Here is a 22311-nt window from a genome sequence, read left to right as displayed (position 1 = left end):
TCAGGTCTTCCGGATCATGAAGTCGCGCCCGAGCAGCTTGATGCCCACGGCGACGACGGCGGAGGTGATGACCAGCAGCAGCACCCCCATGGCGGCGAGGTTCTCGTAGCGGCCCTGCTCGCTCAGATCGAGCGTCAGGATCGACACCACGCGGTTGTCGTAGCTGGTCAGGAACATGGCGGTGGACAGCTCCCGCGAGCAGATCACGAAGACCAGGATCCAGACCCCCAGCAGGGACTTCTTCAGCACCGGCGCCACCACCTCGACCAGCGCCCGCAGGCGCGAGCCGCCGTGGATCAGCACCGCCTCCTCCAGCTCGGGGTTCATGCTGCGCACGCCCGAGGCGCAGGAGACGAAGGAGATCGGCAGGAAGCGGGTGACGAAGGCCACGATCACCAGCGCGCCGGAGCCGTAGAGCGACAGCGGCGGGCCGGCATAGGCGGCGTAGAAGCAGATCGCGAGCACGATCCCCGGCACCGCCACCGGCGCCACCGCGACGAAGGCGAGCGCGCGCGCGCCGGGCAGCAGCCGGCGGATCACCAGATAGGCGACCGCGAAGCCGAGCGCCGTGCAGGCCGTGGCCGCGACGAGCGAATAGCTCATCGTGTTCCACAGGGCGCTCATCACCGTCTCCTGCTCGAACAGGATCTCGCGGTAGTTGCGCAGCGTGAGGTTGTCGAGCGTAGGGGCCTTGGCCCAGGCCACCTGGAAGGAGGTCGAGATCAGGATCGCCGCGGGCAGCACCACGGCAAGCAGCGTCACCACTCCGCCATGCGCCAGCAGCAGCCATTTCCAGCGCCCGATCCGCATCGGCTGGCGCGAGCCGCCCTTGCCGGAGACCGAGACGTGCCCGCCCTTCAGCAGCAGGCGCTGCGCGATCAGCAGGACCAGCGTGATCAGCACCAGCGGCACGGAGAAGGCCATGGCGAGCTCGATGCGCGCGGGATACTCGAAGAAGGTGGTGAGCTGGGTGGTCGCCACGTTGTAGCGCGCCGGGATCGCGATCAGCGCCGGCGTGCCATAGAGCGCGATGGTCTCCAGGAACACCAGCATCGTCGCGCCCAGGATCGCCGGCAGCGCCAGCGGCAGGGTGACGATCCAGGTGGTGCGCATCGGTCCCGCGCCGTGGATCGCCGCCGCCTCCTCCATCTCGGACGAAATCAGGTCCAGCGCCGAGGTGGCGAAGATGAAGATCAGCGGGAACACGTTCAGCGCGATGATGAAGGCGAGCCCCCAGACGCTGAAGATGTCGAGCAGCGGCTCGGTCGAGCCGGTGGCCGAGGCCCAGATCCGGTTGATCCATCCCGCGTTCGGCCCGGCCAGCAGGATCCAGCCGATGGCGCCGAGAAAGGGCGGCATGATGAAGGCGCCGATCACGCCGAAATGGAACAGCCCCCGCGCCGGCATGTCCGTGCGCGACACCGCCCAGGCCATCGGCAGGGCGAGCAGCAGCGACAGGACGACGGTGATGGCGGCGAGCTGGAGCGTCTGGCCGTAGGCGACGAGATAGCGGCTGCGCGTCGCCACCTCCACGAAGTTGCCGAAGGTGAACGCCCCGGTCTCGGGGTCGCTGAAGCTTTCGATGAAGAGCCGCGACAGCGGCCCCACGACCAGAAGCGCCAGCGCGATCGCGAGGAGCGCGAACAGCGCGAGCGTCCAGTCGATGCGGAGGGCGCGCCGCGGCGTGCCCTCCGCGACGGTCTGCGTCAGGTCGGTCACGCTCAGATCCCGAAGATGTCGCGGAACTCTTCCGCCACCACGGTGACGTCGCTCACCATCTGATCCACCGTCGGGGAGATCAGCGTGATCTCGTCCAGCGCCGGCACGCCGTCCGCCAGCGGCACGCCGGGCCGGATCGGGTTGCCGTAGTCGGCGGCGATCACCTCGGCGAATTCCTGGCCGAGCTGGAATTCGAGGAACAGGCGCGCCGCGTTGGGATGGGGGGCGGCCTTCGGGATCACCGTGGGCGAGGTGATCACCACCGTGCCGTCGGTCGGATAGACGGTCGCCAGCGGATTGCCCCGCGCGGCCGAGATCCCGGCCGAGGCCGCCGGCCCCGCGCCCACGGCGGATTCGCCCGAGGCGGTGGTGGTGGCCACGTCGATCGAGGAGCGGCCGATATAGGGGTTCTGCTCGGCCATCTTCTCGAAGAACTCGAGCCCGTAGAGATCCTTCATCTTCACGGCCCAGAGGCCGACATAGCCCGAGAAGCCGGGATGGCCGATCGCGACCTTGCCCTTCCACTTCGGGTCCAGCAGGTCCGGCCAGTTCTTCGGCGCCTCCGCCTCCGGCACCTGGTCGGAATTGTAGAGGATCGCCATCGTGCCTGCGATCACGGTGTGGAACATGTCGTCGGGATCGATGCCACGGAACTCCTCGTACACCTCGTCGCGCCGGATCGGCCGGTAGGCTGCGGCGAGGCCCCGCTGCTTGAGGTCGATCGCGTGGGCGATGTTGGAGGTGGTGAAGACGTCGGCGTTGTTCACGCCGGTGTCGATGTCCTGGTTCAGCCGCTGGAACGCCACCTGCGCGGTGGAGCGGACCACGTTCACCTCGACGCCGGGATAGGTCTCGGTGAATTTCGCCGCGGCCCGCTCGGCGGATTCCGAGGACATGGGCACGATGTACCAGGTCAGCTCGCCCTCGGCCTTGGCGGCCTCGTGCAGCGCCGCGAGGCTGTCCTGCGCGCGCGCCCCGAAGGGGCGAAGGCCGGCGGCCGCCGCGGCGGCGGCGGCCGAAGCCGCCAGAAACGTTCGTCTGTCGAGGGTCACGTGACGGGTCCTCCCTGAGAGCGGGGTCTTCGCCCCTTGCGCCGTCGGCTTGCGGCGGGATCCGGCGGCGCTCCGGATCCCGTGCGGCCGGTCAGCCGGCCGAAGTCTCCCGGGGCATCGCCGCGACGAGATCGGCGTAGACGCGCCCGCCGGACAGGATGTGGTCGCGCATCGCCGCCTCGGCGGCGGCGGGATCGCCCGAGGCGATGGCGCGGACCACCCCGCCATGTTCGTCCCAGGACCGCTCCACCCGCGCCCGCTGGTTGAGGCTCGAGGCGTGGAAGAAGCTCATGCGGCTGCGCGTGTTGCGGATCAGCCCGGCCAGATAGTCGTTGCGCGCGCCGGCGTAGATGGCGGCGTGGAAGCGGGCGTTGAGGTCTATGTAGGCGCGGCTGTCATGCTCCCGCGCCGCCGCCTCGCTTTCGGCGTGGCGGCGCGACAGCTCCTCCACCTCCGCGGCGGACATGCGGCGGGCGGCGAGGGCGGCGGCCTCCCCCTCCAGCGCCACCAGCGTCTCCATCATCGCGATGGCGTCCTTGACCTCGAGCCCGGCGACCACCGCGCCGTGGCGGGGACGCATCGTCACCAGCCCCGAGGCGGCGAGCTGCAGGATCGCCTCGCGCGCCGGGGTCCGCGAGACGGAGAACCGCTCCGCCAGCGACCGCTCGTCGATGCTGTCGCCGGGACGCAGCGCGCCGTGGCGGATCTCCCGCTCCAGCAGCTCCCGCACCTTGTCGCTCGCTTTCGCCATCCCGGCCTCCTCTGCCCATCAACGCATACGTTGATTCTGTTTGTGCATACAAGAGAATCGTGTTGAAAGACCTGACAGCTCATTTCCCGCCGCAGAAGCGGGTTTCATGCACACAGGAGGAGGCGCGCTTGCGAACGACGGCGATCCGGATCCACCGCCACGGCGGACCCGAGGCGATGCGGCTCGACCAGGTCGAGCTTCCCGATCCCGGCCCGCAGGAGGCCCTGGTCCGCAACACCGCCATCGGCGTGAACTACGCCGACATCTACGAGCGGGAGGGCGACCACGGCGGGCCCCACACGGCGAAACCCCTTCCCCTGACGCTCGGCCACATGGCGGCGGGGGTGGTGGAGGCGCCGGGCGAAGGCGCCGGCGGGCCGCCGGTCGGGACGCGCGTCGGCTATATCGGCGGCGGCAGCTATGCCGGGCACACGCTGGTCCCCGCCTCGCGGCTGATCCCGCTGCCCGACGCGATCCCCGACGAGGTCGTCGGCGGCTATCTGCTGCGCGGGCTGACCGCGGAATACCTGCTGCGCCGCCTGTTTCCGGTGAAGGCGGGCACGGTCGCGCTGGTCCACGCCGCGGCGGGCGGCATGGGCCTCGTCCTCGGCCAGTGGGGCGCGGCGCTGGGCGCCCGGATGATCGGGACCGTCGGCTCGCCCGCCAAGGCGGAGATCGCCCGCGCGCATGGCTACGACGCGGTCGTCGACTACGGGACCGAGGACTTCGCCGAGCGGGTGATGGAGCTGACCGACGGGCGAGGCGCGGACGTGATCTACGACGGGATCGGCAAGGCCGCCTTCCTGAAGTCGCTCGACTGCATCCGGCCGCGAGGCATGGTGGTCAGCTACGGCACCGCCTCGGGCAACGTGGGCGAATTCGACCTGCAGCGGCTGCATTCCAAGTCCATCGTCGTCACGCGCCCCACGCTGCGCAGTTGGATCGCCGACCCGCAGGAGGCCGAGGCCGCCGCCCGCGCCCTGTTCGAGGCGCTGGAAAGCGGGCTGATCCGCACCCCCATCGCCGACCGCCTGCCGCTCGCCCGCGCCGCCGAGGCGCATCGCCTGCTCGAGGGGCGCGCCCTGACCGCGCCCGTCGTCCTCGTTCCGTGAGAGACCCGATGACCGAAGCCTATCCCCCGAACTGGGCCCCGCAGCGGAGCTTCGCCGACGGCCGCATCGGCCTCGCGGTCGAGGCGGGGATCGCCACGCTGGCGATCAGCATCCCGCAGAAGATGAACGCGCTCGACGTCGAAGCGACCGCCGGCATGATCGAGGCGCTGGAGGTCGCGGAGGCCGAGGCGCGGGTGCTGATCCTTACCGGGCTCGGCGGGCGGGCCTTCATCTCGGGCGCCGACATCGGCGGCTTCGACGGGCCGAAGCAGCACGGGACGAGCTTCCTCGACCGGCAGCGCCGCCTGGCCGAGACCCCGCTTCCGACCATCGCCGCGATCCGCGGCTACTGCATCGGCGGCGGGCTGATGACCGCGCTCAACTGCGACATCCGCCTCGCCGCCACGGACGCCCAGTTCGGCGTGCCGGCGGCGAAGCTCGGCATCGCCTACGGGCACGAGGGGCTGGCGCGGCTGGTCGAGGCGGCCGGCGCCGCGCGCGCCCGCCGGCTGCTGTATGCCGGCGACCGGGTCGACGCGCAGACCGCGCTCGCCTGGGGGCTGGTGGAGCATGTGCTGCCGCCCGAGAGGCTCTGGGACGAGGCGATGGACCTGGCGCGCCGGATCGCTTCGAACGCGCCGCTCTCGATCCACGCCACCAAGCGCACCGTCGCGCAGATCGTGGGCGACCCCGACGCGCGCGACCCCGCGGAGATCGAGCGCCTGTCCCGCCTCTGCCGCGACAGCGACGACTTCCGGGAGGGCCGCGCGGCCTTCCACGAGAAGCGCCAGCCGAACTTCACGGGACGCTGAGATGACCCTGATCCTGCATCACGCCTGGAAGTCGAGCGCCTCGCGCCGGGTCCGCCTGTTCCTCGAGGAGAAGGGCCTCGCCTGGGAGGGGCGCGAGGTGGACCTGTCGCGCCAGCAGCAGCACAGCCCCGAATACCTGGCGGTGAACCCGCTCGGCGTGGTGCCGACCCTGCTGCACGACGGCCGCCCGCTGCACGAGAGCGGCACGATCTGCGAATATCTCGACGCGGTCTTCCCCGACCCGCCGCTGCGCCCGCGCGATCCCTACGACCTGGCGCTGATGCGGAACTGGGTCCGGCATGTCGACGGGCAGATCGGGCACCTGATCCGCTTCAACTGGCGCCATTCGATCCAGAAGCGCGCCGAGAAGATGACGGACGCCGAGCTCCAGGCGGCGCTGGAGCGAATCCCGAGCGCCGAGCGTCGGGACGTCTGGCAGCGCGTCGCGCGGCGTCCGTATACGGAGGAGGAGCTGGCGGAATCGAAGGCGGCGCTGCTCGCCCTGCTCGACCAGATGGAGGGGATGATGGCGGGCGGCTGGCTGATCGGCGGCGCCTACTCGCTGGCCGACATCGCCGTCGCCCCCTTCGTCAAGCGGGTCTCGGAGGAGATCGCGCCGGAGGCGCTCGCGCCCTCGGCCCGTCCCGGCGTGGCGGCGTGGTGGGCCGCGGTCCAGTCCCGCCCCGCCTATGCGCGCGCGCGCTTCGATCCCTTCGTGGACCCGGCCTGAAGAGCCGATCCGCCGGATGCTGCCGATCGCCCCTTCCACCGGCTTCGACACGTTGGCGGGATGGCGCCCGCGAGGACCATGGGGCTCGCCCTCGGGCGGCAACGCTCTCATGCCAGGTCGCGAGGGCCTCGGCCCGGAGCCTCTTCATGGTGCGGCGGGAAATCAGGTGACGCTGGATGTTGAAGCGGGTGGAGACGGCGGCGTCGGGCGCGAGGAAAACCTGGGCGGAACCGGGCGATCCGAACCCGCCCCTCCGACGCTTCCGCCGGCGGGTTGGCCGGTGCGAGACTTCGGCCCGGCTGTTCGAGCGGCCGCCGGCCGCATGGCGGTCCGCGAGGCCAGGATCCCGCAAGGCCGCCCCATGGGAGCGCAGCCCGTCGGTCACGGTCGCTGCGGGCACGAAACCCCGCCGCTTGAGACGTTTGCGCAGCGATTTCAGAGCCGCCTTCCGGTCTACGCCTCAGAGCCCTTGAGCCAGCTGGGGGCTCCTCGCCCTGCGCGCTTGCGCCCCCGGCGACCGAGGACTCCCCGATCATCACCCGCAGCCTCTCGTCATGACTGAGAGATCCTCGGGGGCAGGTCACGTCCGCTTGACACGCGGCGGCACGGCTGGCAGGCGCCGAGGATGGTCAAGAGATCCCCGAGCGGACGGCCCGCCGCGCTCTCGCAGGCCCGGCCGCCGCAGCGTCGCCGGGGACGGGAGCGGTTCGCCCGCCTCCTGGACGTGACCGAGCAGCTTCTGGTGGAGCGGCCGGACGCCGACGTCACGCTGGCGATGATCGCGGAGCGGGCGGGCGTGCCGTTGCCCTCGGTCTATCACTTCTTTCCCAACCGCAACGCGATCCTGATCGAGCTGGCGCGCCGCTATCACCAGGACCTGACCGAGCTGAACCTGCGGCCCATGGCGCCGCCCCCGGACAGCTGGCAGCAGCTGGTGCGGGCGCGGCACGCGATCGGGCGCGACTATCTCAACGCCCACCCGGCCGCCCTGCGGCTGTTCATGGGGGCCGGGGTCAGCGTCGAGGTGCGCACGCTGGACCTCAACGGGAACACCTCGATGGCCGGGCTGCGGGCGGCGCAGATGCGGGCGCGCTTCGACTGCCGGGGGCTCGAGGGCCTGGACGAGTGGCTGGGCAACGCCTTCGGCCTGATCGACGGGATCTGGGCGATCTCCTGGGCGCGCCACGGGGTGGTGACGGACCCCTTCCTCGAGGAGTCCCTGCGCGCCGCGGTGGCCTATCTTCGCTGCTACCTGCCCGAGCATCTGCCGGCGCTTCCCGCGAACAGCGGCGAGTTACTCGAATAAATTCGGGTTTCAGACGGTCGCCCGAGGGCGGGCGCGGAGGCTCCCGACATGAGGCTCACGCCGTCGTGCGCCGAAAGAAGATCGGACAATCAAGCGGTTCGGCCGAGTCGGCAGGGGCTTGCGCCCGGGGCCGCGTGCGCCCGGAATCGGTGATCGGCTGCGTATGAATAGTCGTTGCCGGTCGAAATCCCACTCCGTTAGCCTTCTCTGCGAAACCCAGTTCCAGAAGGCCGGAGACCGCCGCGATGAGACGCAACACCAAGGATGCCGAGCTTCGCGAACGCGCGGCCCAGGTGATCCCCGGCGGCATGTATGGACATATGTCCACGGCGATGATGCCCGAGGGCTATCCCCAGTATTTCGCGCAGGCCGAGGGAACCCGGATCACCGACGTCGACGGCAACGTCTACATCGACTTCATGTGCGCCTACGGCCCGAACCTTCTCGGCTATCGCCATCCCGACGTGATGGCGGCCGTCCAGCGCCAGCAGGCGCTGTCGGACACCGTGACCGGGCCGGGCGAGCCGATGGTGCAGCTGGCCGAGGCGATGGTGGACATGGTCTCCCACGCCGACTGGGCGATGTTCTGCAAGAACGGCGGCGACGCCACCACCATGGCGCTGATGATCGCCCGCGCGAGGCAGGGCAAGCGCAAGGTGCTGGTCGCCCACAAGGCCTACCACGGCGCGGTCCCGTGGAACACGCCCCGCCCCGGCGGCGTGCTGCCCGAAGATCGCGCCCACCTGATCTACTACGACTACAACGACCCCCAGGCGCTGGAGGACGCGGCGAAGCAGGCGGGCGACGACCTGGCCGGGATCTTCGCCGCCCCGTTCCGGCATGACACCTTCGCGGACCAGGAGCTGCCCGACGCCGAATACGCCCGCGCCGCCCGCGCGGTCGCCGACCAGCACGACGCGCTGCTGATCGTCGACGACGTGCGCGCCGGCCTGCGCATCGCCCGCGACTGCAGCTGGGAGACGCTGGGCGTGCGCCCCGACCTCTCGGCCTGGGGCAAGGTGCTGGGCAACGGCCAGCCGATCTCGGCCCTGATGGGGAACGACAAGGCCCGCGAGGCGGCGCAGAAGATCTTCGTCACCGGCTCGTTCTGGTATTCGGCCGTGCCGATGGCGGCGGCCGTCGAGACCCTGCGCATCGTGCGCGAGACCGACTACCTCGAGCATCTCCAGCGCATCGGGACGATGTTCCGCGAGGGGCTGCTGGAGCAGGGGCGGACCCTCGGCCTGCCGATCAAGTCGACCGGCCCCGCCACCATGCCCATGGTGCTGTTCGACGACGACCCCGACTTCCGTTTCGGCTATGCTTTCTGCCAGGCGGCGATGGAGCGGGGCGTCTATCTCTCGCCCTACCACAACATGTTCATCAACGCCGCGATGACCGAGGACGACATCCGGCGAACGCTCGACGCGACAGGCGCCGCGCTCGAGCACGTCAAGAAGAACCGCGCATCCATCGAGCCGCCCGCCGCCCTGGCGAAGATGGCGGCCCTGGTGGCCGAACACTGACGCGGTCGACAGCCAACGCGCCGACAGGGAACCCGACCATGATGCACTTCGATACCAAAAGGGGCCTGCGCGCCCTCGCCTTCGCGGGCGTGGCGATGGCCGCCCCGCTGACCTCGCTTCCCGCGCTCGCCCAGGGGTCGGACACCCTGGTGATCGCGCGCTCGATGGACGTGAACTCGCTCGATCCGCAGCGGGCCTTCTGCGACACCTGCCAGTTCTACCTGACCGCGGTCTACGAGACGCTGGTGACGCTGGCGCCCGACAACAAGTCCCTGGTCCCCAACCTCGCCGAGCGCTGGGAGGTCAACGACGACTTCACCGAGTTCACCTTCCACCTCAAGGACGCGACCTTCGCCGACGGCAGCCCGGTCGAGGCCTCGGACGTGGTGTGGAGCTTCGAGCGGCTGAAGAACCTGAAGGGCTCGCCCTCGTTCCTGATGGACGGCCTGGTGGGGGCCGAGGCGGTGGACGCGAAGACCGTGAAGGTCACGCTCGAGGCGCCGAACGGGGAGTTCCTCAACAAGGTCTCCGCCCCCTACGGCGGCATCGTCAACGCCGAGGTCGCCATGGCCAACGGCGCGATCGCCGGCGAGGAGGCCGCGACCGAGGACAAGGCCGAGCCCTGGTTCCTCGCGAACTCCGCCGGTTCCGGCCCCTACATGCTGAAGGCGTATTCGCCCGAGGCGGAGCTGCGCCTGGGGCGCAACGACGCCTACCACGGCGAGGCGCCCGGCTTCTCCGAGATCGTGGTCACCCAGATCAGCGACGCCGTGAGCCAGGCGCAGGCGCTGGAGACCGGGCAGGTCGACATCGCCATGCAGATCGACCCGGACACCGCGAGCTCGATCCGCTCGGACGACGTGACGACCGAGGTCGTGCCCTCCTACAACTTCCTCTACGTCGGCTTCATCCCCGGCGCGAAGGGCATGAAGGACGTGCTCACGCCGGAGGTCCGCACCGCGCTGGCGCTGGCCATCGACTACGAGGGGGTGCTGGACTTCACCGTGGGCGGCGCGGGCGCCCGGCAGGCGGCCCCGATCCCCAACGGCTTCCCCGGCACCGCCGGCCTGACCCCGCGCGAGCGCGACCTGGAGAAGGCGAAGGAGATGCTCGCCGCCGCCGGCGCCGAGGATCTGAAGCTGGTCGCGGGCTATCCCAACGACAACATCTACGGCGTCGACTTCAACATCATGATGCAGAAGGTCCAGCAGGACTTCGCCGAGGCGGGCGTCGAGCTGGAGCTGAAGCCCCTGACCTGGTCGGTCTGGCGCGACGAACTGGGCGCGGGCGAGTGGGGCGTGACCGCCATCTACTACGCGCCCGACTACTACGGCTCGGGCCAGTACGTGTCCTACTTCGGCATGATGGAGGGCTTCCCCTGGGCCAACCGCGCGGGCGTCGGCGACAGCGCCCTGGTGCGCAACGAGACCGAGGAGAAGCTCTACGCGCAGGCGCTGGCCGCCTCGGGCGAGGAAGCCGACGCGATCTATGCCAAGATCGCCGAGGAGATGATGAAGGAGGCGATCATCCTCCCCCTCGTCTCGCCGAACCTGGTGCTGGCCTATCGCTCGGACATCGAGGGGGTGCGCTACTCCGCCTGCTGCAACCTGCCGCTGGCCGAGATCAGCCGCAAGTAAGGCCTGACGGCGGGCCCCGCGACGCGCCCCGGGCCTGACCCGGGGCCTCGCGCGGCCCGCCGCTTCGCGCGGCCCGCCGCCTCGCGGGGGGGCCGGACGCAGGACAAGGACGACCCCGGATCATGCTCGCCTACATCGCCCGTCGGCTGATCGCCATTCCGTTCCTGCTGCTGGGCGTGGCGAGCGTCTCCTTCCTGCTGTCGCAGATGACCAAGGGCGACCCGCTGGCCGCGCTGGTGCCCGAGCGGATGATGGACAATCCCGAGATCGTCGCGGCGGTGAAGGCCCAGTGGGGCCTCGATCAGCCGCTGCCGGTCCGCTACGGGATCTACATCTCCAACCTGCTTCAGGGCGATCTGGGCACGTCCTTCGCCACCCGCCGCCCCGTGGCCGTCGACATCGCCGAGCGGCTGCCCGCCACGCTGGAGCTGGTCTTCGCCGCGATGATCATCGGCACGATCATGGGCGTGGGATTAGGTTTGCTGTCGGCCCGCTTCCGCGGCTCGGTCTTCGACGGGCTGGCGCGGATTTTCGCCTTGATCGGCTCGTCGCTGCCGATCTTCTGGTCGGGGCTGATCCTGCTCTACCTGCTGTCGGTGCGCGTGGCCCTGGTTCCGGGCACCGGCCGCCTGCCGCCGCGGGTCGAGCCGCCGCCGGACGTCACCGGCTTCTATACCGTCGACGCGCTGCTGGCGGGGGATCTCGACCTCTTCGCGCAGGCGCTGGCGCATCTGGCGTTGCCGGCGCTGGTGCTGGGCTGGGCGGTCTCGGGCGTGATCACCCGCCTGGTGCGGTCCTCCCTGATCGAGGGGCTCAGCCAGGACTACGCGCGCACCGCGCGGGCCAAGGGGGCGCCGGAGCGGGTGGTGCTGATCAACCACGCGCTGCGCAACGCGCTGATCCCGCTGCTGACCATCCTCGGCTTCACCTTCGCCTACCTGATCACCGGCGCCGTGCTGACCGAGGCGATCTTCGCCTGGCCGGGCATCGGCAGCTATGCCGTGCGCGGCGCAGCTTCGCTCGACTATCCCGCCATCGGAGGGGTGACCATCGTGGGCTCCATCGCCTTCCTTCTCGCCAACCTGCTGACCGACATCGCCTACGCCTGGGCCAACCCGCGCATCAAGGTGGGCGGATGACCGCCGCGCCCGACGCTGCGCCCGGGGCCGTCCTCCCCGCCCCGCGCCGCCGCCCATTGGTCGGCCTGGCGCGCGCCTGGCGCCGCCTGCCGCCGACCGCCAAGGTCGGCGCCGCGATCCTGCTGTTCTGGGTGGTTGTGGTGCTGACCATCCAGCTCTGGCCGCTGGCCGATCCGCTGAAGATGGTCGGCCGTCGGCTGCAGGAGCCCTCGGCCGAGTTCTGGCTGGGCACCGACGCGCTGGGGCGGGACGTCTTCGCGCGGACCCTGCACGGCGCGGTCTGGTCGATCCCCATCGCCTTCGTCGTCGTGGCCTGCGCGGTCGCCATCGGCTCGGCGCTGGGCGCGGTGGCGGGGTTCTTCGGCGGCTGGTGGGATTCGATCATCATGCGGCTGGTGGACGTCACCGTCTCCTTCCCGCCGATCCTGCTGGCCATGGCCGTCGCCGCGATGCTGGGGCCGGGCCTGCTGAACGCCTCCATCGCCATGATCATCGTCTGGTGGCCGATCTACGCCCGCCTGATGCGCGCCCAGGTGCTGGAAGTGCGCGAGCGCGAGCATGTCGAAGCCGCGGTCGCCGGCGGCGCCCCTTCGGGCCGGATCCTGGTGGTCCATGTCCTGCCGCTGTGCTGGACGCCGACGCTGATCAACGCGACCATGGATTTCGGCCAGGTGGTGCTGCTGGCCGCGTCGCTGTCCTTCATCGGGCTAGGGGCCACGCCGCCCTCGCCGGAATGGGGCTCGATGATCTCCGAGGGGGCGACGCGCTTCTACAACTGGTGGATCGCCTTCGGTCCCGGCATGGCGATCCTGTCGGTGGTGCTGGCGAGCTCCTTCCTCGGCGACGGCCTGCGCGACCTGTTCGACCGGAGGTCCGCATGAGCGCGCCGCTGCTCGACATCGCCGACCTGCGCGTGAGCTTCCGCAACGATCGGGGCGAGGAGGCCGAGGCCCTTCGCGGCGTCGACCTCACGCTCGAGCCCGGCAAGGTGCTGGGCGTGGTGGGGGAGAGCGGCTCGGGCAAGTCGGTGGCGATGATGGCCTTCCTGCAGCTGCTGCCGCCCACGGCCCGCATCTCCGGCTCGGCCCGGTTCAAGGGCGAGCAGCTGGTCGGCATGTCGCCCTCGAAGATCCGCCGGATCCGGGGCAAGGCGGTGGGCTGCATCTTCCAGGACCCGCTGTCGGCCTTCAATCCGGTGATCACGCTGGGCGACCAGATCATCGAGGCGATCCGCCTGCACGACCGTTCGATCACCCGCCGCGCCGCGCTGAAGGAGGCCGAACGGCTGTTCGAGCTGGTGGCCATCCCGCAACCCGCCCGCCGCGTGCGCCAGCATCCGCACGAGTTCTCGGGGGGCATGCGCCAGCGGGCGATGATCGCGATGGCGCTGGCGAATTCGCCCGACCTGCTGATCGCGGACGAGCCGACGACGGCGCTCGACGTCACCGTGCAGGCCCAGATCCTCGACCTGCTGGGGGACCTGCGCAAGGAGCTCGGCATCGGCCTGATCCTGATCACCCACGACCTCGGCGTGGTGGCCGGCATGGCCGACGACATCGCGGTGATGTACGGCGGCCGCGTGGTCGAGACGGGCCCCACCGACCCGATCTTCTACGAGACCGCGCATCCCTACACCGCCGGCCTGATCGACGCGGTGCCCACGCTCGACGCCGACGGGCCCCTGCGCCAGATCGAGGGCACGCCCCCCTCGATCTTCTCCCGCCCCCCCGGATGCAGCTTCCATCCGCGCTGCGGCCGCGCGCAAGCGATCTGCATGACCGAGGACCCGCCCCTGCGCCGCCTCGGCGCCGGCCGCTGCGCCTGCCACTTCCCGGTGCGGACCCCGCAGGAGGCGCCGGCATGACCGCCATGGATCCGCACCCCGTCACGCCCGCGGCGACCGCCGAGCCGGTGCTCAGGGTCCGCGGCCTCGCCAAGGAATTCCCGATCTCGGGCGGGCTGCTCGGGCGCCATGTGGCCACCGTGCGCGCCGTCTCGGGCGTCGATCTCGACGTCCATGCGGGGGAGACCTTCGGCCTGGTGGGCGAGTCCGGCTGCGGCAAGTCCACGCTCGGCCGCTGCATCCTGCGCCTGATCGAGCCGACGCGGGGCGAGGTGCGCCTCGCGGGGGAGGACGTCGCCGCCGCCGATCCCGCCCGCCTGCGCGCGCTGCGCAAGGAGATGCAGATCGTCTTCCAGGACCCGATGGCGAGCCTGCATCCCCGCCTGACCGTCGCGCAGATCCTGGCCGAGGGCCTGCGCCTGGCCGAGCTGCCGCCCGACCGGCTTCGCGCCCGGATCGCCGAGCTGATCGATCTCGTCCGCCTCCCCGCGGACACGGCCGCGCGCTATCCCCACCAGCTCTCGGGCGGCCAGCGCCAGCGCATCGGCATCGCCCGCGCGCTGTCGCTGAACCCGCGGCTGATCGTGCTGGACGAGCCGGTCTCGGCGCTGGACGTCTCGATCCAGGCGGGGGTGCTGAACCTGCTGCAGGAGCTGCAGGCGGAGCTGGGCTGCGCCTACCTGTTCATCGCCCACGATCTTGGCGTGGTCCGCCACATCTCGCACCGCGTGGCGGTGATGTACCTGGGCCGGATCGTCGAGACGGCGCCGGTGGCGGACCTCTTCGCCCGGCCGCAGCACCCCTACACGCAGGCCCTGATGTCCGCGATCCCGCGCCCCGATCCGCGGGCCGAGCGGGCGCGGCGGCGGATCGTGCTGAAGGGGGACCTGCCCTCGCCGCTCGACCCGCCGCAGGGATGCCACTTCCACACCCGCTGCCCGCGGGCGAGCGAGCTGTGCCGGCGCGAGGCGCCGGCCTTGGCCCCCGCCCCGGACGGCGCCGGCCGCGTCGCCTGTCACCATCCGGGCCCGGCCTGACCCATCCGGAGGCGGGCCGCCAGAGCCCGCCCCGCCCCCGCAGGGAGGACCCGACATGACCCCAGCCGCGCCCGCGGTGGGCTTCGTCTCCGACGACCTGACCGGCGGCCTGCTGGTCGCGAGCTATTTCGAGGAGGCGGGCCTCGCCTGCCCGGTGATCCTGGGCGCCGAGGCGGCGGCGACCGATCCGCCCCGCGCCCCCCTCGCCGTCGTCGCCACCCGCGCCCGCCTCGCCCCCGTCGCGCAGGCGCTGGAGGAGACGGGCCGCGCCTTCGACGCGCTCGAGGCCGCCGGCTGCGCCGCCTTCGGCTACAAGGTCTGCGGCACCTTCGACTGCACCGAGGAGGGGAACATCGGCCCCGTCGCCGACCGTCTCGCCGACCGCTTCGGCGCGCCCCTGCTGATCCAGCCCGGCTACACCGAGTTCGGGCTGACCGTGCACTGGGGCCACATGTTCTACCGGGGCGTCCTGCTGTCGGAGTCCGACAAGCGCTTCGACCCGGTGACGCCGATGGCGGACCCGAACCTCGCCCGGTTCCTGTCCCGCTCCACCCGCGCGCCGGTCCCCCTGCTGAGCCATTTCGAGATGGCGAAAGGCGAGGCCGCCGCGCGCGAGGCGCTGGCCGCCCGCGTCGCCGAGGGCGCGCGGCTGGTGATGCTCGACGCCAGCGACGACGCGGACGTGGCGATGTCGACGCGCCTTTCGGCCGACGCCAGAGCCATGGTCGGCAGCGACAGTTTCGTGATCGCCTTCGGCCTGGCGCGGGCCGCAGGGCGGGAGGGGGAGGCGCCCTCTCCCCGCCACGTCGACGGACCCGCCGCGCTCTTCGTCGGCTCCGTCGGGCCGGTGGCCGAGGGGCAGCTCGCCGAATTCGAGGGCGCCGGCCACCCGGTCCTGCGCCTCGACCTGCTGGATCCCTCGCCCGAGGAGGCCCGGATCGCCGCCGCCCTCGACTGGGCGGCCGCGCGCCTCGGCGACCGCCCCTTCGCCGTCACCACCCTCGCCGACGCCGAGGGGGTGAAGCGCGCGCAGGCGGCGCTCGGCGTGCTGGGCGCCGCGCGCAAGGCCGAGCGGCTGCTGGCCGGCGTCGCCGCCGGGGTGCAGGCGCGGGGCGCGCGGCGGATCCTCGTGGGCGGCGGCGAGACCTCGGGCGCCATCGCCCAGGCGCTGGCCGTGCCGCGGCTGCGGGCGATGCCGCGCGGCCCGCAGGGCGGCGGCTTCTGCGTGGCCGAGGGGGCGGCGCCGCTGTCGCTCTACCTGAAGTCGGGCAAGATGGGCGCGCCGGACGCCTTCCTGCGCGCGCTGGACGAGATGAAGCCATGACCGAGGCGGAGAGCCGCGAGGCGCTGGTCCACCTCAGCCGGGAGGCCATCGCGCGGGAACTGTCGAACGCGACCGCCGGCAACATCTCGGTGCGGGCGGAGCAAGGGATGCTGATCACCCCCAGCTCGATCCCGCCGGATCGGATGACGCCCGCGCAATGCGTGCCGACCGGCTTCGACGGAGCGTGGGAGGGGTCGTTCCGCCCCTCCTCCGAATGGGCGCTGCACGCCCGGATCTATCAGACGCGGCCCGAGGTCGGGGCGATCGTCCACGCCCACCCGCCGCACTGCGTGGCGCTGTCGGCGCTGCGGCGGCCGATCCCGGCGTTCCACTACATGGTCGCGGGCTTCGGCGGGGACGAGGTCCCCTGCTGCGCCTACGCGACCTTCGGCACGAAGGCGCTGGCCGACGCGGTGGCGCAGACCGTCGGGACCCGCTTCCACGCCTGCCTGATGGCCAACCACGGCGCCATCGCCTTCGGCCCGGACCTGGAGACCGCCTTCGGCCGCCTGGAAAAGCTCGAGGCCCTCGCCCGCCAGTACCTGCTGGCCTGCTCCGCGAACGCGCCCATCGTGCTGCTGACCGAGGCCGAAATGCGCGACGTCCGCGCCGCCTACGCGGCGGGCGCCTACGGCGTGACGCCCGCGGCCGCGAAGGGCTGACGTCGGCGCCGACCTGCAAGGCCGCAAGCCCGGCCCCGAGGCGCGGCGGCTCGGCCTCGCCCCCCTGCGCGCCTTGCCGGGCGGCGTGGACGAGGAACGATCCGATCTCCATCCCGGCCTCCCGGCAATGGCGCTCGGCGCCCGGGTGAAGGCGGTCGGGGATACGGTCGAGCGCGCCCTCGCGACCAAGGCGCATTGCATACGGCGGGCGGGCTTTGACGCGTGGACTGGATCTCTGCCCCATCAGGTTCGCCGTTTCGCGCGCCTCGGGTGATTGACGCCTTGGAAAGCATCCGGCGGCCGCGCTCGCGCACATGCCTCGCGTCCGGATGTTCGGCGCCGTTCACGTCAGCCGCCGAGCTCTCGCGTATCGCGGCCCCGACGAACCGCTCGAACCGGCGAGGGTCCGCGGACATCGTCCGGGATGCGCCGACCGACGGCCGCAGGGTCCGCATCTGGACGCGAGCCGGAGGCATCGGCGGCGAATCCCTGGCGCTCGTCCTCGATGCCTTCGGCTCGCGTCCATGGGCGGCGCGGGAGCCGGGGCGGGTCGTGGCGCTTCGCGGCGGAGCCTCGACGCCGCGGCGCGCGCGGTCCTAGCGGACGGCCTCGCGCTTCACGCTCACGCCCGCGGCCTCGCGGTCCCAGGCGTCCGGGGTCGCGCCCTCGAGGCGGAGCTGGGCCTTCTGCACCTTCAGCGTCGGGGTCTTCGGCAGGGCCTCCATCACCCGGATGAAGCGGGGGACCATGTAGTGCGGCATCCGCTCGCGCGCGAAGGCGAGCAGTTCCGCCGGATCGACGACGGCGCCGGGGGCGGGGACCACGGCCACCAGCACCTCGTCCTCGCCATGCTCGGAGGCGACGGCCACCGCGGCGCATTCGGCGACCGTGGGATGGGCCTGCACCTCGATCTCCACCTCGAAGGAAGAGATGTTCTCGCCCCGCCGACGGATCGCGTCCTTGATCCGGTCGACGTAGAAGAAGTTGCCCGCCGCGTCCCGGCGCAGCGCGTCGCCGGTGTGAAACCAGCCGTTGCGCCAGGCGGCGGCTGTCGCCTCGGGGTTCTTGTAATAGCCCGAGCAGAACACCCACGGGTCGTCCGAGCGCAGGATCAGCTCTCCGACCTGGCCGTGGGGCAGCTCCTCGTCATGCTCGTCCACGATCCGGGCCTCGATCCCCGGCCGGGTCCGCCCGCAGGCGCCCGGCACGTCGGGATTGATCTCGGTGATGATCGGCGAGGCGGTCTCGGACATGTTGAACACGGAGTAGTAGGCGAGGCCCGCGCGCCGGCACAGCGCCTCCGACTCCGCGTTGGAGGGGGCGAGCAGCGCGAGGCGCAGGGGCGTCTCGATCTCGTCTTCCCCGCGCGGCAGCTTGGAGAGGAACGTCGCCACCGTCCCCATCATCACCACGAAGGTCGCGCCGGTGCGCCGCGCATCGGCCCAGAAGGTCTCGGTGCGGAACCGCTCCAGCACCGCCAGCGAGCCGCCCATCGCCATCGCCCAGGCGATCTTGGACATGCCGGTGATGTGGAACATCGGCGAATGCGCGAGCCCCCGGTCCGAGGCGTCGGCGGTGGGGATCGAGACCCGGGCCAGCGTGTTGATCTGCACGTAGGAGGCGAGAACCGCCTTCGACGGCCCGGTGGTGCCGGAGGTGAACAGGATCGCCTGCACGTCCCAGGGCTGGATCGGCCGGTCGAGCGGCGGCGCCTCGGTCGGCGAGCCGGCGGTCAGCGTGCTCTCGGGCAGGACCCTGACGGCGGCGTTGGGCGCCTCGGCCGGGGCGTCGAGGGCGACGACGGTGCGGAGCGGGCCGGTGTCCACGTCCGCCAGCCGCGGGACCAGGCCGGCGTGGCAGACCAGCACCTCGGCGTCGGCGAGATGCAGGACATGTTCCAGCAGCCCGCCCTTGTAGGCGGTGTTCATCGGCACGAAGACCGCGCCCAGGTGATTGATCGCCAGCCACAGGCGCACGAGGGCGGGCCCGTTCTCGAGCCAGCACAGAACGTGGTCGCCCTGGCGCACGCCGAGGTCGCGCAGGGCGTTCGCCGTCTCCAGCGTCTTGCGGCGGGCGTCGGCCCAGGTCCAGTCGGGCTCGTCCATGCCGAAAACGGCGAAGGTGGCGTCCGGCGTCGCCGCGGCGTGGGCGTCGAGCAGGTGGCGGAAGACGCAGTCCTCCGGCGCGGGGATGCGGCGGGTCGGCTGGTCGGTCATGGCGCGGTCCTCGGGCGGAGGGAGACGCTCGCGGCGGTCTCACCAGGTGTCGATGTAGGGGTGCTTCTTGCCGGTTCGCGGCGGGACGGGAGGCAGGCGGCGCAGGCTCCGCGAGATCCAGGCGCGGGTCTCGGCTGGGTCGATGACGTCGTCGACGCCCCCGCCCGCCACCGCGTTCACGGCGCGCGCGGTCTCGTAGGCCTCGGCGACGCGGCGGTCGAACTCGGCCTTGCGCTCGGCCGGGTTCTCCATCCCCGCCAGCTCGTTTCGGAAGCCCAGCTTGACCGAGCCCTCGATGTTCATGCCGGCGAATTCGGCGGTGGGCCAGGCGACGGTCATGAAGCCGACCAGCGTCCCTGCCCCGCACATCGCCTGCGCGCCAAGGCCGTAGGCCTTGCGCACGATCACCGTGAACAGCGGCGCGGTCATGTTGGCGCCCACGTTGAACAGCCGCGCGCAGTGGCGCACCAGCGCCGTGCGCTCGTGGTCGGGCCCCACCATGATGCCGGGGCAGTCCACCAGGCTGACGACCGGAATGTCGAAGGCGTCGCACAGCTGCAGGAACCGCGCGCCCTTGTCCGAGCCGTCCGAGTCCACCGCCCCCGACAGGTGATGGGGGTTGTTGGCGATCACGCCCAGCGGCCGCCCCTCGATGCGGATGAAGGCGGTGATGATGCCGATGCCGAACTTCTCGCGGATCTCGAGCACGCTGCCCTCGTCGGCGAGTCCGTGGATCACGTCGCGCATCTCGTAGAGGCGGGTGCGCCGCTCGGGCACCACGTGGCGCAGGCGGCGCTGGTCGGGGGCGGTCCAGTCGTCGAGCGCGCCCTGGAAGTAGGAGAGGTATTTCTTGGCGACCCGCACCGCCTCGGCCTCGTCCCTCACCAGGATGTCGACCACGCCGTTGGGCGCCTGGAAGGACATCGGCCCCACCTCCTCGGGCGTGTAGATGCCCAGGCCCCCGCCCTCGATCATCGCCGGGCCGCCCATGGCGATGGTCGAGGCCTCGGTCGCGATGATCACGTCGCAGCAGGCGAGCAGCGCGGTGTTGCCCGCGAAGCAGCGGCCGTTGTTGATCCCCACCATCGGCACCAGGCCCGACAGCGACGAGAAGGTGGTGAAGGTGGTGACGTCCAGCGCCACCCGCGGCCCGTCGGGATCGTCGCCGGGCCGGCCGCCGCCGCCCTCGGAGAACAGCACCAGCGGGATGCGGAACCGGTGCGCCAGCTCGTACATCCGGTCCTGCTTGTAGTGGTTGTTCCGGCCCTGGGTGCCGGCGAGCACCGAGTAGTCGTAGCCCACCACCACCGCGCGCGAGCGGTCGTCGGGGAACAGGTCGCCGTTGATCGAGCCTGTGCCCGCCACCACCCCGTCCGCCGGCGTGGTCCGGCGGAGCGTCTCCATGTCGTGGCGCTGGTGACGGTGGGCGACGATCAGCGGCCAGTACTCGGTGAAGGAGTCCGCGTCGACCAGCTCCTCGACGCTCTCGCGCAGCATCCGGAAGCCGCGGGCGTGGCGCTTCTCCACGGCCTCGGGGCGGTTCTCGTCGAGGGTGTAGGCGTGGCGGTCGATGGCTTCCTGCAGGTCGGCGCGGATGTGGTCGAGGTCGATCTCTTCGGCCGCCGAGGCGTCGGCGCCGGCCTCGACCTCGGCTTCCTCGAGATAGACCACCGGCCAGCCCTCGCGCACCACGTCGCCGGGCTTCATGGTGATCTCGCGCACGATGCCGGAGCGGTCGGCGACGATGACGTGCTCCATCTTCATGGCCTCGACCAGCGCCACCTGACGGCCGGCCCAGACGGCTTCTCCGGGTTCGACGTCGATGCTGACCAGCGTGCCCTGCATCGGGGCCACGAGGCCGACGGCGCCGTCCCTGGTCGGGGCCGCCGTCTCCTGCGCGGCCTTGCCGGCGGCCTTGGAGGCGGCCTTGGAGGCGGCGTCGTGGGCGAAGAGGGCCAGCGGGTCGTCGCGGTCGATGCGGGCGCCGGCGTAGCCGTCGCCGGATGCGGCTTCGGGGGCCGCGGCCTCCTCCTCCGCGGCGGCGGCGAGGGTCGCGATCTGCTCGTCGACCCAGCGGGTGTGCACCTCGCCGGCCAGCACGTCGGGATGGCGCAGGATGGCGCGCAGCAGGGACTTGTTGGCGCGCACCCCTTCCAGCCGGAAGTCGCCCAGCGCCCGCTCCGCCCGGCCCGCGGCGGCCGCGAAGCCGCCGGTCGGGGCATGGGCGATCACCTTGGCCAGCAGCGAGTCGTAGAGCCCGCTGGTCCGATAGCCCCGGTAGCCGAAGCCGTCGACGCGCAGGCCGGGACCGGTGGGCGGCTCGTAGGTCTCGATCAGCCCGCCGCCGGGCTTCACCGAGCCGTCGGCCCCGATGGTCTCGAGGTTCACCCGCGCCTGCACGGCATAGCCGCGGGGGCGGGCGACGGCCGGATCGTCGAGGCCGAGCTCCGCGAGGCTCGCGCCGCCCGCGACGTGCAGCTGGGTCTGCACCAGGTCCACGCCGGTCACCGCCTCGGTCACCGTATGCTCGACCTGCAGGCGGGCGTTGGCCTCGATGAACACGAAGGGCTGGGCGCCGGGGCGGCCGGTGGCGTCGACCAGGAACTCGAAGGTGCCGAGGTTGAGGTAGTCGATCCCCCGGGCGATGCGCAGCGCCGCGTCGATGATCTCCTCTCGCAGGCCGGGGTCGAGGTTGGGCGCCGGCGCGATCTCGATGATCTTCTGGTAGCGCCGCTGGATCGAGCATTCCCGCTCGCCCAGGTGCGCCACCGCGCCGTGGCGGTCGCCGACGATCTGCACCTCGACATGGCGGGCGCGGGGGATGAAGGCCTCGACGTAGAGGTCCTCGCGCCCGAAGGCGAGGCGGGCCTCGGAGGTGCAGCGGGCGAAGGCCTCCGCCACCTCCGCGTCCGACAGCACGGCGCGGGAGCCGCGGCCGCCGCCGCCGCCGATCGCCTTGATCATCATCGCGCCGCCCGGGCCGAGGTCGGCGAGGAAGGCGCGCGCCTCCTCCGCTGTCACGGCGCGGTCGATGCCGGCGTTGACCGGGGCGCCGGCGGCGACCGCGGCCTGGCGGGCGCGGGCCTTGTCGCCGAACAGCTCGAGCTGCGCGGGCGTGGGCCCGACGAAGGCCAGCCCCGCCTCGGCGCAGGCGGCGGCGAAGTCGGCGCGCTCGGCCAGGAACCCGTAGCCGGGGTGGACCGCGTCGCAGCCCGCCGCCTTCGCCGCTGCGATCACCGCGGCGATGTCGAGATAGGCGGCCGCGCCGGCCCCGGCCACTTCGACGGCGACGTCGGCCCGGCGGACGTGCAGGCTGTCGGCGTCGTCGGCGGGGTGGATCGTCGCCGTCTTCAGCCCGAGGTCGCGGGCCGCGTTGGCGATTCGGATGGCGATCTCGCCCCGGTTGGCGATCATCAGCGCGGAGAGGCTCATCGAGAGGCTCCTG

The 22311-nt window shown here is 71.9% G+C and carries 17 protein-coding genes; 12 read left to right on the top strand and 5 right to left on the bottom strand.

Annotated features, from left to right (window positions below; translation table 11 throughout):
* The 3 genes from BM064_RS01445 to BM064_RS01435 form a co-directional block, all read right to left on the bottom strand.
* Positions 1-1719: an ABC transporter permease gene (locus tag BM064_RS01445; RefSeq protein WP_218160916.1), complete on the bottom strand. Its 1719-nt coding sequence runs from the start codon at positions 1717-1719 to the stop codon at positions 1-3.
* A 2-nt stretch (positions 1720-1721) separates the two neighbouring features.
* Positions 1722-2771: an ABC transporter substrate-binding protein gene (locus BM064_RS01440; protein WP_092857091.1), complete on the bottom strand. Its 1050-nt coding sequence runs from the start codon at positions 2769-2771 to the stop codon at positions 1722-1724.
* Between the two features lie 91 nt (positions 2772-2862).
* Positions 2863-3522 carry a GntR family transcriptional regulator gene (locus BM064_RS01435; RefSeq protein WP_092857089.1) on the bottom strand — a complete coding sequence of 220 codons (660 nt, stop codon included), beginning with the start codon at positions 3520-3522 and terminating at the stop codon, positions 2863-2865.
* A 128-nt stretch (positions 3523-3650) separates the two neighbouring features.
* On the opposite strand from BM064_RS01435, the gene BM064_RS01430 reads away from it, so the two are divergent.
* The 12 genes from BM064_RS01430 (at position 3651) to BM064_RS01375 (ending at position 16650) form a co-directional block, all read left to right on the top strand.
* On the top strand, positions 3651-4634 hold the full coding sequence (locus BM064_RS01430; RefSeq protein WP_245779015.1) for a quinone oxidoreductase family protein: 984 nt from the start codon (positions 3651-3653) through the stop codon (positions 4632-4634).
* Positions 4635-4642: 8 nt separating this feature from the next.
* Positions 4643-5446, top strand: coding sequence for an enoyl-CoA hydratase-related protein (locus BM064_RS01425; RefSeq protein WP_092857087.1), 804 nt, complete (start codon positions 4643-4645; stop codon positions 5444-5446).
* 1 nt (position 5447) lies between these two features.
* On the top strand, positions 5448-6176 hold the full coding sequence (locus BM064_RS01420) for a glutathione S-transferase family protein (RefSeq protein ID WP_218160915.1): 729 nt from the start codon (positions 5448-5450) through the stop codon (positions 6174-6176).
* Between the two features lie 625 nt (positions 6177-6801).
* Positions 6802-7482: a TetR/AcrR family transcriptional regulator gene (locus BM064_RS01415; RefSeq protein ID WP_092857085.1), complete on the top strand. Its 681-nt coding sequence runs from the start codon at positions 6802-6804 to the stop codon at positions 7480-7482.
* Positions 7483-7727: 245 nt separating this feature from the next.
* Positions 7728-9008, top strand: a complete 1281-nt coding sequence (locus BM064_RS01410) for an aminotransferase class III-fold pyridoxal phosphate-dependent enzyme (protein ID WP_092857083.1) — start codon at positions 7728-7730, stop codon at positions 9006-9008.
* A 38-nt stretch (positions 9009-9046) separates the two neighbouring features.
* Entirely contained in the window at positions 9047-10645 is a 1599-nt protein-coding gene (locus tag BM064_RS01405; RefSeq protein ID WP_218160914.1) for an ABC transporter substrate-binding protein, read from the top strand.
* A 122-nt stretch (positions 10646-10767) separates the two neighbouring features.
* Positions 10768-11784: an ABC transporter permease gene (locus BM064_RS01400; protein WP_092857081.1), complete on the top strand. Its 1017-nt coding sequence runs from the start codon at positions 10768-10770 to the stop codon at positions 11782-11784.
* Positions 11781-12665, top strand: a complete 885-nt coding sequence (locus BM064_RS01395) for an ABC transporter permease (RefSeq protein WP_092857079.1) — start codon at positions 11781-11783, stop codon at positions 12663-12665. Before BM064_RS01400 ends, BM064_RS01395 begins: the two co-directional genes overlap by 4 nt.
* The gene (locus BM064_RS01390; protein ID WP_092857077.1) at positions 12662-13648 is read left to right on the top strand and encodes an ABC transporter ATP-binding protein; all 987 of its coding nucleotides are present in this window, start codon (positions 12662-12664) and stop codon (positions 13646-13648) included. The genes BM064_RS01395 and BM064_RS01390 overlap by 4 nt, the downstream gene beginning before the upstream one ends.
* Entirely contained in the window at positions 13645-14664 is a 1020-nt protein-coding gene (locus tag BM064_RS01385) for an ABC transporter ATP-binding protein (RefSeq protein WP_281244843.1), read from the top strand. Before BM064_RS01390 ends, BM064_RS01385 begins: the two co-directional genes overlap by 4 nt.
* Before the next feature lie 55 nt (positions 14665-14719).
* Complete coding sequence (locus BM064_RS01380; protein ID WP_092857075.1) at positions 14720-15988, top strand: four-carbon acid sugar kinase family protein; 1269 nt, start codon at positions 14720-14722, stop codon at positions 15986-15988.
* On the top strand, positions 15985-16650 hold the full coding sequence (locus BM064_RS01375) for a class II aldolase/adducin family protein (protein WP_092857073.1): 666 nt from the start codon (positions 15985-15987) through the stop codon (positions 16648-16650). The genes BM064_RS01380 and BM064_RS01375 overlap by 4 nt, the downstream gene beginning before the upstream one ends.
* Positions 16651-17246: 596 nt before the next feature.
* Here the strand turns inward: BM064_RS01375 and BM064_RS01370 are convergent.
* Complete coding sequence (locus tag BM064_RS01370; protein ID WP_092857071.1) at positions 17247-18866, bottom strand: AMP-binding protein; 1620 nt, start codon at positions 18864-18866, stop codon at positions 17247-17249.
* A 39-nt stretch (positions 18867-18905) separates the two neighbouring features.
* On the bottom strand, positions 18906-22298 hold the full coding sequence (locus BM064_RS01365) for an acetyl-CoA carboxylase family protein (RefSeq protein WP_092857069.1): 3393 nt from the start codon (positions 22296-22298) through the stop codon (positions 18906-18908).
* Positions 22299-22311 lie beyond the last annotated feature (13 nt).

The organism is Albimonas pacifica (assembly GCF_900113695.1).
Taxonomy (GTDB): Bacteria; Pseudomonadota; Alphaproteobacteria; order Rhodobacterales; family Rhodobacteraceae; genus Albimonas; species Albimonas pacifica.
This window is presented reverse-complemented; position numbering and strand designations above follow the sequence as displayed.